The 16,464-nt window shown below is 36.7% G+C and carries 20 protein-coding genes and 2 pseudogenes; 12 read left to right on the forward strand and 10 right to left on the reverse strand.

Features of this window, described 5'->3' with window-relative positions; translation table 11 throughout:
• Positions 1 to 236: 236 nt before the first annotated feature.
• The 6 genes and pseudogenes from FNK51_RS25405 to FNK51_RS25430 all read right to left on the reverse strand — a co-directional run bounded on the left by FNK51_RS25405 (position 237) and on the right by FNK51_RS25430 (position 4,860).
• Positions 237 to 551 carry a major tail protein gene (locus FNK51_RS25405; protein WP_181762348.1) on the reverse strand — a complete coding sequence of 105 codons (315 nt, stop codon included), beginning with the start codon at positions 549 to 551 and terminating at the stop codon, positions 237 to 239.
• A gap of 3 nt (positions 552 to 554) precedes the next feature.
• Complete coding sequence (locus tag FNK51_RS25410) at positions 555 to 767, reverse strand: major tail protein (protein WP_141995125.1); 213 nt, start codon at positions 765 to 767, stop codon at positions 555 to 557.
• 16 nt (positions 768 to 783) lie between these two features.
• A pseudogene (locus FNK51_RS27450) lies at positions 784 to 891 on the reverse strand (aldo/keto reductase); the annotation flags it as partial.
• A 187-nt stretch (positions 892 to 1,078) separates the two neighbouring features.
• Positions 1,079 to 2,287, reverse strand: a complete 1,209-nt coding sequence (locus FNK51_RS25420; RefSeq protein ID WP_141995126.1) for a multidrug effflux MFS transporter — start codon at positions 2,285 to 2,287, stop codon at positions 1,079 to 1,081.
• Between the two features lie 297 nt (positions 2,288 to 2,584).
• A complete protein-coding gene (locus FNK51_RS25425) occupies positions 2,585 to 3,538 on the reverse strand; it encodes an alpha/beta hydrolase (protein WP_141995127.1) in 954 nt (317 codons plus the stop codon).
• A gap of 281 nt (positions 3,539 to 3,819) precedes the next feature.
• Entirely contained in the window at positions 3,820 to 4,860 is a 1,041-nt protein-coding gene (locus FNK51_RS25430) for an NAD(P)-dependent alcohol dehydrogenase (RefSeq protein ID WP_141995128.1), read from the reverse strand.
• A gap of 342 nt (positions 4,861 to 5,202) precedes the next feature.
• Here FNK51_RS25430 and FNK51_RS25435 point away from each other — a divergent pair, with 342 nt between their 5' ends.
• The 6 genes from FNK51_RS25435 to FNK51_RS25460 all read left to right on the forward strand — a co-directional run bounded on the left by FNK51_RS25435 (position 5,203) and on the right by FNK51_RS25460 (position 9,053).
• Positions 5,203 to 5,613, forward strand: a complete 411-nt coding sequence (locus tag FNK51_RS25435) for a MerR family transcriptional regulator (protein WP_098372722.1) — start codon at positions 5,203 to 5,205, stop codon at positions 5,611 to 5,613.
• A 394-nt stretch (positions 5,614 to 6,007) separates the two neighbouring features.
• Positions 6,008 to 6,715, forward strand: a complete 708-nt coding sequence (locus tag FNK51_RS25440; RefSeq protein ID WP_141995129.1) for an SDR family NAD(P)-dependent oxidoreductase — start codon at positions 6,008 to 6,010, stop codon at positions 6,713 to 6,715.
• Between the two features lie 193 nt (positions 6,716 to 6,908).
• Complete coding sequence (locus FNK51_RS25445) at positions 6,909 to 7,319, forward strand: cupin domain-containing protein (RefSeq protein WP_098372720.1); 411 nt, start codon at positions 6,909 to 6,911, stop codon at positions 7,317 to 7,319.
• A 475-nt stretch (positions 7,320 to 7,794) separates the two neighbouring features.
• A complete protein-coding gene (locus tag FNK51_RS25450; RefSeq protein WP_141995130.1) occupies positions 7,795 to 7,983 on the forward strand; it encodes a hypothetical protein in 189 nt (62 codons plus the stop codon).
• A 170-nt stretch (positions 7,984 to 8,153) separates the two neighbouring features.
• Positions 8,154 to 8,471 (forward strand): hypothetical protein, encoded by a 318-nt coding sequence (locus tag FNK51_RS25455; RefSeq protein WP_141995131.1) that lies wholly within the window; start codon positions 8,154 to 8,156, stop codon positions 8,469 to 8,471.
• A 243-nt stretch (positions 8,472 to 8,714) separates the two neighbouring features.
• A complete protein-coding gene (locus FNK51_RS25460) occupies positions 8,715 to 9,053 on the forward strand; it encodes a hypothetical protein (RefSeq protein ID WP_141995132.1) in 339 nt (112 codons plus the stop codon).
• Between the two features lie 343 nt (positions 9,054 to 9,396).
• Here the strand turns inward: FNK51_RS25460 and FNK51_RS25465 are convergent, their stop codons facing one another.
• Positions 9,397 to 9,912 (reverse strand): hypothetical protein, encoded by a 516-nt coding sequence (locus FNK51_RS25465; protein ID WP_141995133.1) that lies wholly within the window; start codon positions 9,910 to 9,912, stop codon positions 9,397 to 9,399.
• Between the two features lie 6 nt (positions 9,913 to 9,918).
• Positions 9,919 to 10,332, reverse strand: a complete 414-nt coding sequence (locus FNK51_RS25470) for a hypothetical protein (RefSeq protein WP_141995134.1) — start codon at positions 10,330 to 10,332, stop codon at positions 9,919 to 9,921.
• Positions 10,333 to 10,633: 301 nt separating this feature from the next.
• Here FNK51_RS25470 and FNK51_RS27670 point away from each other — a divergent pair, with 301 nt between their 5' ends.
• Positions 10,634 to 10,897, forward strand: a complete 264-nt coding sequence (locus FNK51_RS27670) for an HIRAN domain-containing protein (protein WP_353617984.1) — start codon at positions 10,634 to 10,636, stop codon at positions 10,895 to 10,897.
• 233 nt (positions 10,898 to 11,130) lie between these two features.
• Here FNK51_RS27670 and FNK51_RS25475 read toward each other — a convergent pair whose 3' ends face one another.
• Both FNK51_RS25475 and FNK51_RS25480 read right to left on the reverse strand, forming a co-directional pair.
• The gene (locus FNK51_RS25475) at positions 11,131 to 11,712 is read right to left on the reverse strand and encodes a cupin domain-containing protein (RefSeq protein WP_098372716.1); all 582 of its coding nucleotides are present in this window, start codon (positions 11,710 to 11,712) and stop codon (positions 11,131 to 11,133) included.
• Positions 11,713 to 11,824: 112 nt separating this feature from the next.
• Complete coding sequence (locus FNK51_RS25480) at positions 11,825 to 12,223, reverse strand: peptidoglycan-binding domain-containing protein (protein ID WP_181762350.1); 399 nt, start codon at positions 12,221 to 12,223, stop codon at positions 11,825 to 11,827.
• Between the two features lie 507 nt (positions 12,224 to 12,730).
• Between FNK51_RS25480 and FNK51_RS27675 the strand changes: the two are divergent.
• The 5 genes and pseudogenes from FNK51_RS27675 to FNK51_RS25505 form a co-directional block, all read left to right on the forward strand.
• A pseudogene (locus tag FNK51_RS27675) lies at positions 12,731 to 12,868 on the forward strand (CotD family spore coat protein); the annotation flags it as partial.
• A gap of 502 nt (positions 12,869 to 13,370) precedes the next feature.
• Entirely contained in the window at positions 13,371 to 13,721 is a 351-nt protein-coding gene (locus FNK51_RS25490) for an S-Ena type endospore appendage (protein ID WP_353617985.1), read from the forward strand.
• Positions 13,722 to 14,021: 300 nt separating this feature from the next.
• Positions 14,022 to 14,360, forward strand: a complete 339-nt coding sequence (locus FNK51_RS25495; protein ID WP_141995137.1) for an S-Ena type endospore appendage — start codon at positions 14,022 to 14,024, stop codon at positions 14,358 to 14,360.
• A 92-nt stretch (positions 14,361 to 14,452) separates the two neighbouring features.
• Positions 14,453 to 14,866, forward strand: coding sequence for an S-Ena type endospore appendage (locus tag FNK51_RS25500; RefSeq protein ID WP_286178885.1), 414 nt, complete (start codon positions 14,453 to 14,455; stop codon positions 14,864 to 14,866).
• Between the two features lie 708 nt (positions 14,867 to 15,574).
• Complete coding sequence (locus FNK51_RS25505) at positions 15,575 to 16,201, forward strand: MMPL family transporter (protein ID WP_286178887.1); 627 nt, start codon at positions 15,575 to 15,577, stop codon at positions 16,199 to 16,201.
• The last annotated feature ends 263 nt before the right edge of the window (positions 16,202 to 16,464 follow it).

A 16,464-nucleotide genomic window follows, 5' to 3' on the forward strand; every position in this document is an offset into this window, starting at 1 on the left:
GTTTGAAATCCTGCGAATAAGCGAGTATTCGTGAGCATTATCTATTAAACTGAGGGAGTTCATCAAGGAAATCAACAACTCCTTTAACAGAGCCTTCTAATAAAAAAGAGCAGGCATTAGCCCACTCTTAGATTTCTTTAATGACTGGTTTACCCAGCATGTTCTCAGAGGACAATAGTTCCTCTAACCGTTCTTCCTCAACCTTTTTATTTCCTGGTTTCGGAAATGCATCCCCTTTACGATAAATCTTTCCCTTGTCCTGAAGGTCTTTGAAATCCACGATTGCTTGGTAATTCTTTTTCTCGCTCATCCATTACACCCCCGGTAGTTTTCCAGGATAAGGCTTTCCAAATACCTTTTGCAAGAGAATCCCGGTTGTTTATTTCCCCTTTTTTGTCCGCTCCGAACAGAACAGATTTTTCAGATTTTACCCCTTCCACATAACGTTCCATAAATTCCCCTGTTACTTCTTCATTATCAAATTCCTTGTTTTCTTCTTTGGTTTTTCCTGAAATTTTGGAACGCATAAACATTCCTTTTGTAAGTCCCACCCATTATCTTGAGCCGTCCTCAAATGTCTTGGTAAATACAGCTGCGACATATGGAGGTACATCATCACTCCCAACGGACGAAAGGCCATCCCCTGTTTCCAAACCAAACAAGATATTTTTGTTTTGGGCGGGTACTTTATAAAACTGCGTGGATACGGTTATATTTCCACCTGAAATGGCTATTTCAGCTGTACGGTTATCCCCATACGCCCTCATCGCTTCTTGTGGAAACAGCAGCAGTATCAATCAAGCGGTAACCTTCCATCAGGGCGTTATAAACTGATTCTTCGCAAACTTCTTGATCATCAATTTGATAAACCCCAAATCCAAGTATCGGCATCTCAACACCATTGTTCAGTGTAACCTATTGCATGCTATTTCCTCCTATTTTTTATTTTGTGAAACGATTGTATTAGAAGACTTTGGTAAGTATCCCCCTTTTCAATGTGCAGACGGCATAGGGGAACATAAGTAAACCTTTTTCCTCTTGATTGTCCCCCTAATAAAACAGAATGGAAGTTTGAAAGTTACATGTATTGTGAAGCTGTTGATGACCTTCTCACCAAGATAACGTAGGAGATAACAGCCAGAATACTTGTCATAAAAATTGTTATTCCGAAGGGTACGGCAGAATTTTCTCCTGCGATACCTACTAAAGGGGAAGTGACAGCCCCTAACGCAAATTGAAGAGAGCCTAATATGGCTGCCGCACTCCCGGCAATATGCCCTTGTGATTTCATTGCCAGTGTAAATGAAACCGGTCCAATCATTCCAATAGCTGCTGCGAATAAGAAGATTGCAATGAACAACGCAACAAAAGGTCCGTGAACTAGCACGACAAACAAGATCGCAGTGGTAGTGATGAAAGCTAACAGCAGTCCATTCCGAAAAATACGGTGTTCGTCCATCTGCCCTGCCAGTCGTTTGACAAGCTGTGATCCCAGAATAATCCCAAGCCCATTTAAGGCAAAAAGAACCGAAAACAGTTGAGGCGATATGCCATACATATTTTGATAAATAAATGGAGTGCCGGCAACATAGGCGAACACACCAGAGAACAATATGCCATTGACAAGCGCATACCCCATAAAGCTCCGATCTCGAAGCAAGGAACCGTAGTTTCTTAATACTTGCCTAAAATTGCTGGGAACACGCTGCTCAACAGGCAAGCTTTCTTTTATTCCCCATATGGATATGCCTGTTAAAAAAAGCCCTAAAAAACCTAGAAAAATAAACACACCGATCCATGAAGTGAACGTAGTCACCGCGCTTCCAGCAGTAGGGGAAATCAATGGAGCGACATTACTAATCATCGTCAACAGTGCCATGAATTTGACCATTTCTAGTCCACTGTAGCGATCACGAACAATCGCGCGAGAAATAACAAGCCCTGCGGAAGCAACAAATCCTTGAATGAAGCGTAAAACAATAAATATACCGATGCTTGGCGAAAATGCACATACTATAGAAATAATAAAATAGAGCAGCATCGAAATCAGCAAAGGCTTACGCCTGCCATGAACATCGCTTAAAGGACCTGCAACGAGCTGCCCCAGACCTAACCCTAACAAACTGGCAGTTAAGCTCGCTTGAATGAAAGATGCCGTTGTATTAAAATCATTCATCATTTGGGGCAGCGATGAGAGATACATATCAACGGTAAATGGACCTAGTGCTGAAAATATTGCTAACAACAAGGCAGTTCTAAAAGAATTGTTAGAAGTCTTATAATCCATTTATACACAGCTCCTTTGGCATTCTATTTTGTTAGACACGGAGTATACTGCTAAATGAGAAAGCTGCAATAATAACAGCAATTTATCGGGTTATTGCCCATTAATATTACTTATCTTAAGAAGTCCGAAACTATTTGCTATTATTAAATTGTGCAATTACAAGGTTCCAATAAGCAGATCGGCTTTCTTCTTTAACTTTGTGAAGAAATATACGTAAATTCAACTGATTTTAGTGCCAGGAAAAACCAAACAGGGGCATAATCCATCTGGTTCAATGCCCCCGTTAGTTTATGTTTATTACTTCAAATTCTCGGTAAAGAATGATTCCACCCTGTCGAAAGGAATGAAATCTGTCTTGTCGTACAAATCAACATGTCCTGCATTTGGGACGATGTACAGCTCTTTTGGTTCTTCAGCCAATTCGTACGCATCTTCACTAAAGTATCGTGAGTGAGCGTGCTCGCCTATGATAAACAAAATCGGGCGCGGCGAAATCGATTTGATGTGTGTAAGCAGAGGGAAATTCATAAATGACATGCTGCTTGTTACGGTAAATTGAGTAATTGAGTTCGGGTGATACCCACGTGGCGTAGAATAGAACTCGCCAAACTCGCGACCAATAGGATCTGTATTTTCGTCAAATCCAATAGGTGCTCCTCGCTGGGCGAGCGTTGGCTGGCCTGCCTCAAAATCCACGTAACGTTGCCCAGCTATTGCATCCAGTATACTGTTGCGATCTTCTTCAGTAAATGAATCCTTCCAGCCGTTGGCTGCTACACGGGATATATCATACATGCTGACCGTGGCTATTGCCTTGATGCGTCTATCTATCTGTGCTGCACTGATCGCAAAACCACCGCTACCACACATACCTATTGCACCAATTTGATTCTTATCTACAAATGGACGTGTACCTAAATAATCAACGGCTGCACTGAAATCTTCTACGAATAAATCTGGAGAAGAAATGTGTCGTGGTTCACCACCACTGTATCCGTTGTATGAGGGGTCAAATGTAAGAGCTACAAAACCACGCTCAGCCATGTTTTGAGCATAAATACCAGAACCTTGCTCTTTTACACCACCATAAGGCGCGCCTATAATAATCCCTGCGTGTTTCTTTGTCTCATCAAAATCTTTTGGCATGTAAAAATCTGCTGCAATTTCGATTCCAAACCTGTTTTTGTATGAAACAGACTTTCTTGTAACTTTATTACTTAAATCAAAAATATAGTTATCTGTCTTTGACATTTTTTTCACCCATTTTTCTTCAATATTTTTTAGAGATACCACAAACACCTATGACTTAAAACCCAGCTATTTCAATAGTGGAATAACGCCTCTTACTGTGTATTTTTTCACTTTCCTAATGTAGAACTAGTTAATTTTCAGGATATTATTAGCCCCATGTTAACTATAAAGTTCGCTTGATAAGGAGTATTGATTATCTATTTTTTATATAATCCACCTATAGCTGTGCAATTATTGTTCTTTCGCTGTCTTGCAGGCAGTTTAGATCGTAATTTAGCAACTTAGATTGTACTAGTGTCAATAACAAATCGATACTTTACATCTGATGCTAAGACACGCTCATATGCTTCATCAATTTGATCAGCAGAGATTACTTCAATCTTAGGAACAATATTATGTTTGGCACAGAAATCCAACATTTCCTGAGTTTCACGTATGCCTCCAATCGCGGAACCTGCAAATGAACGACGATGACCGATAAGGGATATCACGTTTAGGGACAATGGCTCTCCAGGAGCACCGACGTTCACCATAGTGCCATCAAGGGTGAGTAAGGAGAAATACGCATCAAGATCAATCTTTGCACTTACTGTGTTGATGATTAAATCAAAAGAACCTGCAAGCTTCTCAAATGTATCTCGGTCGCTAGTAGCATAGTAGTTGTCTGCGCCAAACTGCAAGCCGTCCTCTTTTTTATTCAATGTTTGTGATAGAACGGTCACATTTGCACCCATAGCATGTGCAATCTTGACTGCCATATGGCCAAGACCTCCCAAACCAACAACCGCTACTTTCTTGCCCGGACCAGCTCCCCAATGGTTTAATGGTGAGTAGGTTGTAATGCCTGCGCAAAGTAATGGTGCAGCGGCGTCAAGTTCAATGTTATCAGGAATTCTTACAACAAAGCCCTCGGTTACGACGATATGTGTAGAATAACCACCTTGTGTAGGCTCACCATATTGGTCGACACCAGCGTAAGTTGGAACATGTCCTTTAAGGCAGTATTGTTCTTCCCCTTTAAGGCAGTTCTCACATTTTCCACAGGAGTCAACCATACATCCGACTCCTACTCGGTCACCGACTTTATACTTTGTTACCTCGGCTCCAACATCGGTAACAATTCCCGCAATCTCGTGTCCTGGTACAAGTGGATAGTTAACGGGACCCCATTCGCCGTGAGCAGCATGGATGTCTGAGTGACATATGCCTGCAAATTTAATCTCAATTAAAACATCATGTAAATCTAGATCACGTCTTTTAATTTCTGCTGCTCGAAAATGTCTGTCAGGACCGTCGACAGCTCTTGCTTTAGCCGTTACCATTTAAAACCCTCCAATTAAATATATTTTTCAAGAGAATACTTTGTAACTAGAGGAGAAAATTAGGTTTGAAAGCTCTCATTCCTTCATTACTACCCCTCCTCTTTTCTCTTGCAAATCAATGTTATTCCTTATAGTTAACTCTAAGTCAAGTCATTTTTTTATATTTTTTTCTCATTCGTTTAGGTGACAATTCAGCTAGTAACATAGGACAATAACACATTTATGAGTTATATCTCCATTATTTAAAAGTGATTTTGACACTCAGCAATACCCATGATAAAATCGCTTCACGTCTTAGAGTTAACTCGAAATTTATGCTTGAGGAGAATAGGAGTGAAAACAATGAACAAATATTCTATTAGTGAAGTTGCAAAAGAATTGAACCTTACAACATATACCTTACGTTACTACGACAAGGAGGGACTTTTGCCTTTTGTAGAACGAACACCTAACGGAACACGACTGTTTAAAGAATCCGATATTAATGCTTTAAAAATCATTGAATGTCTTAAATCCACCGGGATGCCTATTAAAGAAATTAAAAATTTCATTGATTGGTGTACTGATGGGGATTCCACCTTACAGCAAAGATATGACATGTTCTTAGAACGTAAAGCTGCTGTAGAAGCACAGTTGGAAGAAATGAACAAGACTATGAAACTAATAAATCTTAAATGTAACTATTATAAAACTGCCTTGGAGGCTGGAACGGAAGATATTCATAAAAACGATAAAATTGGGAATTTTAATTAATATAGAGCAACCTATCCTTCAAACCTAATTTGTAGGATAGGTTGCTCTATTTGTGATATTCACTGTGCCAATAAAGCAATGTATTTCCAAAACCACTGCATGTTCTCTACTCCCACTTCATCCAACGATACAAAGTGGCTTAATCTAAAGTTAACAATAAGCCAATAAAAAAAATTAATTATTATTTATAAAATTCCCTCTTGAATTAGAGTCTACTCTAACCCTTATACTTAGTCATGTAACTAATTATCATTACTACGTCGTGTGATAAATGGAAATTCTTGATTCTAACAGAAGCTATTCGGGGAATAGGGCTGATTCCTTCATTTTTCTAGATTGTGCAATAATCTACTCTTGCCTATGATTAGCGGGCGAAAAAGGAGGATATTGGAAAATGTCAAAGGATACAAAAGTTGCACTTGTCACTGGCGGTAATCGAGGAATTGGATATGAGCTGGTCAAACAATTGGCTTTGGAAGGTTTTAAGGTCATCTTGACAAGTCGAGATCCAATAATAGGTCATAAAATTGCCAAAAAACTTAAGAAGTCAGATTTAGACGTATCATTTCTGGTAATGGATGTAAACAATCAAGAAAGCATTCTTCAGGCCGCGATCACTGTAAATGAGCGATATGGAAGATTAGATGTATTGATTAATAATGCAGGCGTGTATTTGGATGAGGATAAAAAGTTAGTGGCTATGGACCCTTCCATTCTGGAGAAAACAATGGAAACCAATTTCTTTGGAGTTTACCATGTAATCCGTTCCTTTATTCCCCTCATGGAAAAACAAGGCTATGGCAGAATTATTAATGTTTCCTCAGAATATGGCGGGATGAGCCAATTGTCATATCCAGGAGTAGGAGCATATAAGTTGTCTAAGCTTGCCTTAAACGGATTGACACAATTGCTTGCTGGAGAAGTCAAAGGTGATATTAAAATAAACGCTGTCGATCCAGGATGGGTAAGCTCAGAGATGGGTGGACCATCTGCTCCAACGACACCTAAGCAAGCAGCTGAGTCATTCTTATGGTTAACAACAATTGGATCTGAAGGACCAAGCGGAAAATTTTTCAGAGGCGGAAAACTAATTGATTGGTAACAAAACAGTCTAAGAAATAGAATATTAAGTGTTTAGGTGTGTTGGATGAAACCATCCGCAATATGCCGACCGCATTGCTGGTGCAATTGCCTTTCCTATTTAGCAACTATCTGATGTAGTCATTAATGAAATGATAATTTGACCAACTGTTCAAGTTGGTTAATAAAAAAATGAAGTTATTGGAGGCAGTAAAATGGCAAAACATGAAGAAGTAAAAAATGGCGTTATTTTCCCAGTGGGTGAAAAAAATGAAGCATATGCTCAATTTTTTGTCGGACAAAGTTATCTTAAGACATTAATTGCAGATCCTAAAGTAAATGTAGGTGTTGGGAATGTAACCTTTGAACCAGGATGTAGAAATAACTGGCATATTCATCGTAATGGGTTTCAACTTTTATTAGTAACTGGTGGCGAAGGTTGGTATCAAGAAGAAGGAAAACCTGCTCAATTCTTAAAAGCCGGTGATGTTATTGTCACCCATGATGGTGTAAAACACTGGCATGGTGCTACAAAAGACAGCTGGTTTGAACACATTGCAATTACTGCAGGTACGCCGGAATGGTTGGAACCAGTAACAGATGAGGAATATAACAGATTAAAATAATTGGCCGGACACTTCTTGGACCCTTTCACAGGGTCCTTGCCGGACATTTTATCTTTCACAGGCTGATAATGATGGCGTTGGCTGTTCTTTTTTCTCTTCATGGGTACTTGGCGGATCATGCCAAGGTCTTCAAGTTTCTTCATTAAACGTTGAACAGTTTTAATCGTATAAAAATATATAAGATAACTAATTAAAATAACTAAAGTTGCTATTGCTCACCAAAAGACTGCCGGTTATAAAAAAGGGGGTTTTTACGTTTATAAATTGGAGAATAAAGGAATCTATATAATACAGGGAAAAGAAAATCATTATATTACGATACACACAAATTCCTCCTTTATCCATAAGTTCCTCTTTTTATCATGACCTTAAATCATATAATTTCCAAATATTACATTAAAATTCTTTATCACTATGATTTACTTTTTGGGGTGGAAGCGTTAATGTAACCGGATTTATTCACAACAAAGGTGATATGGATGCGACTGATATTCAGGTTGCAGCAGAAGATAATAAATTTTCAGGTGCATTAATACGCATCTCTGACGACTCCACTACTGTTCAATCCGGCAATAATAGTAGCATTGACCTAGGAGTTCCTTCATTCCCGAGTAATATGATTAAGGAAATAGATCACGCAGAAATTAAAGCAATTAGTTATTAATTGTGAGGAAAAACAATGAACATAAACATCAAGGTTTACTTACATTCAAAAGGAACGAGATTTTTACAGAGTAGAAGTTTCCCAGTACATATTCCTAGGTATGAACCTAAACATCCTCCTTTTCTTTGCATACTCTAAATCAATAAAGAATAGAGGAGGAATCGCAAAAAATGCATGATATATACACAGATGAAGATATAAATTTAAACGATTTAAGAAGACGTATTGGTTTTGGTGGTGGAGGTCACTTTGGAGGTTTTGGAAGGCCTTTTGGGTTTGGGAGACCTTTTGGGTTTGGAAGGCCTTTTGGGTTTGGATTTCCTTTTTTAGGTGGTCTTGCTGCTGGAGCTTTGCTTGCAGGACCTTTTTATGGCGGCTATGGAGGATATTATGGATATGATGGATATGGATATGATGGATATGGATATGGTGGATATGGATATCCAGGTTATGCACCATATCCAGACTCATATTTATACTACACTTAATACTACTCTTATCGAGAAAAAAAGTAAGTGACTAAGAACAAGAGCGAATATGGACTTGTAAAGATAATCTACTTTAAAAGCCCTTCTCACATAGAGAGGGGTATTGTAAATGTGGTAAATGTGGTTCATAACAGGAAATATAAAACATAAAAAATGTTGATATTCCTAGGTAATAACCTAAACTTCTTCCTTATCTTTGCATACTCTAAATCAAATTAAAAAATAGAGGAGGGGTTACTTGAAATGTGTGAATTAAATGCAGGTATAAATATAGTTGATTTAAGGAGAATTACTGTAGGTGGTATTGGTCCCATTGGAGGGGTTGGACACATTGGTGGTGTTGGACACATTGGTGGTGTTGGACACATTGGTGGTGTTGGACCCATTGGTGGTGTTGGACCCATTGGTAGTGTTGGTCCCATTGGAGATTATGGTGGTATTGGTATTAGCTATGGATTTCCTTTCGCAGGGGGGCTTGCTGGTGGAGCATTTCTTTCAGAGCCCTTTTATGGTGGATACGGTGAATATGGATACCCCGGATATGCTCCATATCCAGATTTTTATTCATACTACACTTATTGAGAAAAAAAGTTAGTGACTAAGGGCAAAACGAATGTAAATTGTAAAGATATTCTTATTTAAAAACCGGGATTTATGTTTGCATAAACATTAGCAATGCGCCAATTCTTACTAGTTAATTGTGAAATTATACATCATAAAACATTTATTAAATATGGATAAGTTTATTATATGCTTGAAAGGCTCCTACCACTGCAATAAATGAACCAATAAGAAATAAAACAGAGCTTCCTAGTGTAAACAACCTTCCTATTAAGGTGTTTTTTGCTTCTTCAATCTAGGAAATATCGTTATTTATATATTATTGCCTCCGACCTATTGAATTTAATATTAATAACTGCAAAATTCACTGTTGGTGAAAATGGGGATAAATAAAATTTTGTAAGAAGATCACTTCTCTTTTTAGAGATTCGGTAATAAAAAATAAAGATTTCATATCCTGATGTAATGAATCTATTTGTTTTTCCATTTTTTTAATTTTTCTACTTTGTTCCTTTGCTTCTTGTTCTGCTTTTTTCTCTAATAAAGCTGTTTGTTCAATTGCCAGTGCAGTAGATCCTGTAGATACCATGTCTCCAATAGTCACCAATATGGCCCCAATCAATGATAATATAAAGCCTGCATTAGAATCTGATCCTGAATTGGTGGTATTTGGATTCTTAGTAGCTCCTTCTCCTTCTCCTACTCCTACTCCCTCTTCAACTTCTTCAACCTCTTCAACTTCTTGGGCCTCTACAGCAATCCCGATAACAGTGATAAGATTCCCTATGTTTACAATCATTTCACCAAAAAAATCAATCTTATCCGCAGTATTAGTAGGTAAGGAATACAATATATTATTTTCATCAGGTCCTTGGTTCAAAACATCTCACCTTCTTGTTTGTGAATTTAGCTTTTCAATCAAACCCAGTGTAGTTTCAGTTAATTCCTTTTGAATCACTTTTAATATAGAAATTTCATTCATAATATCAGCTTCTTTTATTTCTGCGGGTGTTACACTTTTAATTCTTAGTATTAAACTGTTTAGACAAATTAATATATCTTTAAATGCTTTGATCAATAATCCATGTTCCGTTTCTAAAATATACGGAGGAGAAATTGTCTCAAGAGATTGTATACTGCTTTGACTAACACTTATTGCATTTTTTATATCCAAACAGTATTGTTGATAATTAGAAATAGTTCCATTTGAATAAATAGGATAAATCATATTAGAAATATATACTAAGTTCCCTCCAACCAAATGGAGAGTTTGACCGTATTGCTTGAAATTTTTTCTCATACGAATCCCTCCTGGACTTACCGAAAGACTTTGGGCTGTTTGCTTAGATAATGTATGTAAAAGGAAATAAAAAGGTTCATTAGAGAAGATTATAATCAAAAAATAAAAGGTCTGATTTTTTTACTAATAGTGATGAAATAAGGCTTTTTTGACGTGATATACTAAAACACTTAGCGGTCTTTGATACAGTCGGTATACTGGCATTATAAAGGACAGAGAAAGACTCCTTCCCGATTAAGGAGAAGGATAGTCAATTATCCAGCAAGCAATTCAGTGAAAGTAGCTTTTCCTGCTTTCTTATCTGGAGATTGTCAAAAACCTGTTAAAAATAGGTGATTCAATTGAACTAAAAAAAGATGAAGAAAATATATATGACGAATACGCAGTAGAAGTGTTATTTAAAGTCATGAAATTATGGTATGTTCCTAAGTATTATTCAAAAGAATTTTGTAAAATGATTGATAGCAATGCACCTTATGATGCTAAAATTTCAAGGTTAGATATTGAAACCCCCTCCCCTGATGAATGGTCACAAATTAGGATTAAAATAAATAAGGTTCAATAAGAAAAGCCCCTCTCACTAAGAGAAGGACTTTTTATGATGGAGGTACCATGTGTAGTCTGCACCATAATTATACTTTTTCCATTCATTTTCTAATTAACCTAAACTCTCTCTATAAAAAAATTGAGCCCCACTCGATTCGAAAAGGACTTTTATTAATCCTTAACGATTACACTAATGATATCACTGAAGAATATACTCAAAGTTAAGGAGAAGGGTATTTTTTTAGGATTAATCTATTGCCATATCCGATGCCCTTCTTCCGAAGCCAATGCATCTGCTTTGGTAACATGAACAGTGCCAAATGGATGGTTAGGAGGTGCATATATCGAATAAAGTTTTAGAGGAATATTACCTGTATTGGTTACATTATGCCATGTGCCAGCAGGTATCATTATTGCATAATCATCATAAACGTTTCTTACAAAGTTTAAGTTATCCTGTCTATTACCCATTTGAACAACCCCCTGACCTTGTTCAATACGTAAAAATTGGTCAACGTTAGGGTGAATTTCTAAACCAATATCTTCACCAACTTTAAGACTCATCAGTGTAACTTGCAAATGTTTTCCTGTCCATAAAGCGGTACGGTAGGTAGTGTTTTGTTTCGTAGCTTCATTGATATTCACTACAAATGGTTTTGGTCCATAATCTTTTACCTCAATATTATTTCTTCCGTTAGATGATTGTAAAAAACCCAATTGGTTAGCATTATTAACACTCCAATAATCAGGATTTCTTACATAGTTATACATTGGTACATTAACATAATAAGGATTTTGATATTGATAGGTATGGATGTAAGGAACATAGTACATTTTTCTCAACCCTTCACAGTTTATAACATTATCATATGCACCTGTTAAGTGAATGTACTTTAAACAGAGCTATAAATAAAAAGCCCTACTCAAAGCGAGTAAAGGCTTTTTATTATGCAGCAAACAATTTAGTGGAAGTTGCTTTACCTGCCTTCTTATCTGCAGTTATCTTTTTAGCTTTCTGGAATTTAGATAATGCTGATTCAGTACCTTTTCCGAATATAGAATCAAATGAGCCAGGGTTAAATCCTTCCAAATAAAGTGCAGACTGTAGGATCCATGTAAGATTCCCTTTTGCACCTTTTTGGACAGTGACAATGGCAGCCTTAGTTTTAGCTCCCCATTTACCATCCACAACAAGACCAGCTTTATAACGGCTGTTTAACGTTTTTTGAATAGAAAAAATAGTGTTATCCCATTTGTTCTTGGAAGGCTCTTTACTAACCTTTGAAGCCACTTCAGTCTTAGGAGGTACAGTAATAACGGTTACGTTTTCTATCTTGAATTTCAAAGAAAGACTAGGGTCCATTTCCTAAAATGTTCAGGTCCCCCCTTAACATAAAAATTCTCTTTATCTCTCTGTATGCCTAGGATGTATACATAATAAAAAGCCGCCCAATGAGACGACTTTGATTGTAACAAATATTCTATGGCCTATTCTTGTCTTAAAAGGCTTTTTCAATAGTACAAACCTACCCTTTTTTCATAAACTACAAGTGTAATGAAATCTTAATGAAAGGATGTATTATAAATGTTTTTTCGTAATATTGGAGGAAATAACCCCCATGTAATGGGAGCATTCGGGAACGCACCTGGAGTAATGGGCGCATCAACTGGTAAACACTCCAACGTTATGGGAGCCTTTAGTCCAATGCCTACGTCTCCAGTACAACATTGCCCCGCGCAAACACTTCCTACTCAAGTTGCTCCAGCGCAAGTCTCTCCAACACAGCAATATATTAATACGAACGTATCCAACACAGTAATTCCTGTCGTTCATCCATAACATACTACAACTGTCAATAAACATGTAAACACGTATAAGCATTACTTTCCTCACACTCAATCCGTGGTGAACGAATGTTATACACAACACCTGATTTGTGGAAAGCCACCGCACAATCCATGCTGCCCTCCCAAGTATTTTGGATATTAATTAGTACTTTTAAGGGCTTATTTGCCCTTATCTACATAGTAGGTTGTTCTATTGTTCATTTTTTTTGCGGAAATAGTTCATTTCTTAAAGTTTCACGATATTTCACCGGGGATGAATTTACATATCTTCAAGTTAGGGATGATTTAGAAAATACAACTAAAGAAACGGTTATTTTTAACGGTATAGAAACCGCGGTTCCTGACAATGGAAAACCTTCCTGTTTAACTAACGTGATTCCCATAAATACACCAAAAGTAGTCCCATTTTTAATCATAAAACCCTTGTTCAAGTTATAAGTACAGGCAATTTGTACAGTATATTAATAGAAATATAGTAACTTGAATTAGGGGGTGGAAGTAATTTGAGTAAACAAAAAAAATGTTCAGATTGCAAGCACACTAAATGCAGATGCAAGCATGAAAAATGTAGAGTTTGTGGGCACAAAAAATGCAAATGCATAGTCGAGAAAAAAATCAAAGTGAAAGTAAATATACCTACAGAAATGTCAGGACCAATTGTATGCAATAGCACATGTGGTAATCTGTTATTGACCGATCAGGTTCCGAGTCTAAAAATTTGGAAAGCGAGAATTTCGATGGACGCTACCGTAACAATCTCTGTATTCAATAGTGCTATGAGCACTGCATCGGTTCGGGTTCTCGTGAATCGAAATGATGAAAGTCCAGTTGAATTCTCCGTTCCTTCTGGCAATACGCTTTCAGCAACAGTAGATGCTGCCGAATCGATTATCGTATTTGGGATAGACACAGGGAGAACTGAGGGGAAATATTTTTTGGAAGTATGCTTTCCTGTTATTTGCGATGACAAACGTAAACAAAAAAAAGATAAATAAGAAAAATGCAACCAGGAACCCAGCCATTGTAAAATACAAAAATAGTTACTGAAACGTAAACTTTTCTACAAATGATCAAACTATTTTAAATCCTAAAGGAGTTCTATTCACTTCTTTATCCTTCATAAGTATTCCACATATTTAAGGGAAATTGCCTTCTACCTTTTCTATTTCTATTAACGGAATAAAAATAATTTAGCAAATATTACACTCATGTCAGTTGCAAAATTGCAAAATTTACATTCTATAATATTGTATGGCTAATACAAGCTGTTTAATAGTAAATAGGAGGAATTCATAATGTGTGGTTCAAATGGAATTAACGGAGGTTGCTGCCCTCCTGCACAGGTGTTTCAAGAAAAAATTTGTGGTAATTTTAACGGCCCTTTAGCGGGTGTGGAAATATGGTCTGCTCCAGCAGGTGCTTATTCTTCAGGAACTTTTGAAATTTTCAACTCAGCTTCTAGTACTGCTACAGTAACGGCTACAGGGACATCAACTCCTGCGATAGCTTTAAGTGCTGCTCCAGGAAATACTGACTCACAATCAGTTAATCAACCTACTAGTTTTACTATTACAGCAGGTGCTGGAGATAATGGGTCATATTGTATCAATTTGTATAAGCGTGTTCTAGCGTAATAAAGATATAAAGGAATTTATTACTCTATATCTTTTAAAACGGACAATATATATAAGAAATTTCTATAAATCCTTCATACTCTATTAGAGGAATGAAGATCAAGTATCGAACAGATAAAACATATCTGGAAAAAATCATTCGAAAGGAGAAATATACAATGTGTTTTTATGACTCTTGTTGTCCTCCTGCTCAGATATTTCAAGAAAGCATTTGCGGTAATTTTAATGGTCCAACAATTGGAGTAGTAGATGAGACGGTATTTACTGCTCCCGTTGGTACTTACATTGAAGGGACTTTTGAGATTTTTAATTCTGCTGCAAGCGTTACAACTGTAACAGGTACAGTCAATTCATCAACAGCTCCTGTTACAACTACGATCGGGCCAGTACCACCAGGAAATACGATTGGTAAAACTGTGAAAAATCCGACTTCTTTTGTTATTCAAATGCCCGCAGGAACAAGTGGGACATACAGTCTGACGCTATACAAGCGTATTCTAGCTTAAAACACTTTAAGTGCTGCCCTAGGAAATGCAGACTCATAATTAGTTAATCAACCTACTAAAAATGCTATATCCTCACTAACAAATGGGTTCTGGTGCAAATATGATTTATTAGAGCTGATGAAGGAACACAAAAATAATCAATCTTTTCTCAAAACATGCTTTTGTTCGTTTATCAAGAGTCATAGCATAAATTTGTTTAGCCTATATTTGCCGGAAATAAAAAAACCCCTGACACCAAAGGTGCCAAGGGTTTTAAAGATTAATACATTGACATATATTGTTCGCGTTCCCATGGGCGAACTTGTGTACGGAACATGCTCTTACCTTTAATATAGTGTCAAACTTTCACAAAAACGCTTATTTCTAAGCATTCACTAAAATTCATTTATCATAATAACTCATAATAACTCAAGCATTATCGGGCATTTATCGGGTGATTTTCGGGCAGTATTTTAGTGAACTATTCACCTTTTTTAATAAAACAAAATAAAATAGCACAGCGTGTTTAAGTCGTGTTGGTAGCACTTCTTAAACCGTCCGCCTACTCTGTGTAGGCAAACACTTGCTGCACCCTTAGATGTAGTTTATTACATTATGGGTTTCTTCGTAACGGTTTGCTAATCAATGGTGAATCGTTGCTTTTTTGTTTCCTAAAAGAGACCAAATTAATGAAGAAACGTATCTATGTAATCGCAAATGAAGAAGCATATAACAACTTATCATCTTTCAATATTCGCTTTATTAATTATTGGATTTTCATTCATTTTATTAGTTCTAGTATTCAGGTCTATTCTAGTTCCATTAAAAGCAGTTCTAGGATTTTTACTTTCATTAGGTGCAACATTAGGATTCTCTGTATTTGTTATACAAGATGGAAATTTAATTGATTTATTTGGATTTCCCATTGTTAATCCTGTATTAAGCTTCTTACCAGTCATTGTGATAGGGATTTTATTTGGGTTAGCAATGGATTATGAGGTCTTTCTAGTTAGTAGAATGCGTGAAGTATTTACACATACTGGGGATGCACGCGAAGCTGTTTTAGCAGGAATGAGAGATAGTGGTGGAGTAGTAACAGCTGCTGGGTTGATTATGATTTCAGTATTTACTGGATTCATGTTAGCTCCAGATCCAATAATTAAAGCAATGGGCTTTTCTCTCACATTTGGCGTTCTATTTGATGCTTTTGTAGTAAGAATGGCTATTGTATCAGCAGTAATGATCATAATGGGAGAAGCTTCTTGGTACTTGCCAAAGTGGTTAGATAAACTACTACCAAATTTAGATATTGAAGGAGAATCATTTATAAAAGAAATAGAAAGAAAAAGGAAATAAAAGGAGAAAAATGTTAAGTTCGAATAATGCATAAATATTTTTAACTAATGGGGCTGAAGGAAGTCGATTCTTGTTATTCTTCAGTCCTTTTTCTACATTAAAAAGATAGAATTTGGTTTTATAATTTGTAATTATTGTGAAATAAGTTGCTTAAACTGAATTTATTAGCGAAATGGCTCTTTTAGTATATTATTTGCTTCTTGAACTCCCTCAGTTTGATGCGAATATCTCTCGAATGCTCACTTATTCGCAGGATTTCATAA

Origin of the sequence: Bacillus sp. B4EP4a, assembly GCF_006680105.1 — a bacterium.
GTDB classification, from domain to species: Bacteria; Bacillota; Bacilli; order Bacillales; family DSM-1321; genus Peribacillus; species Peribacillus simplex_E.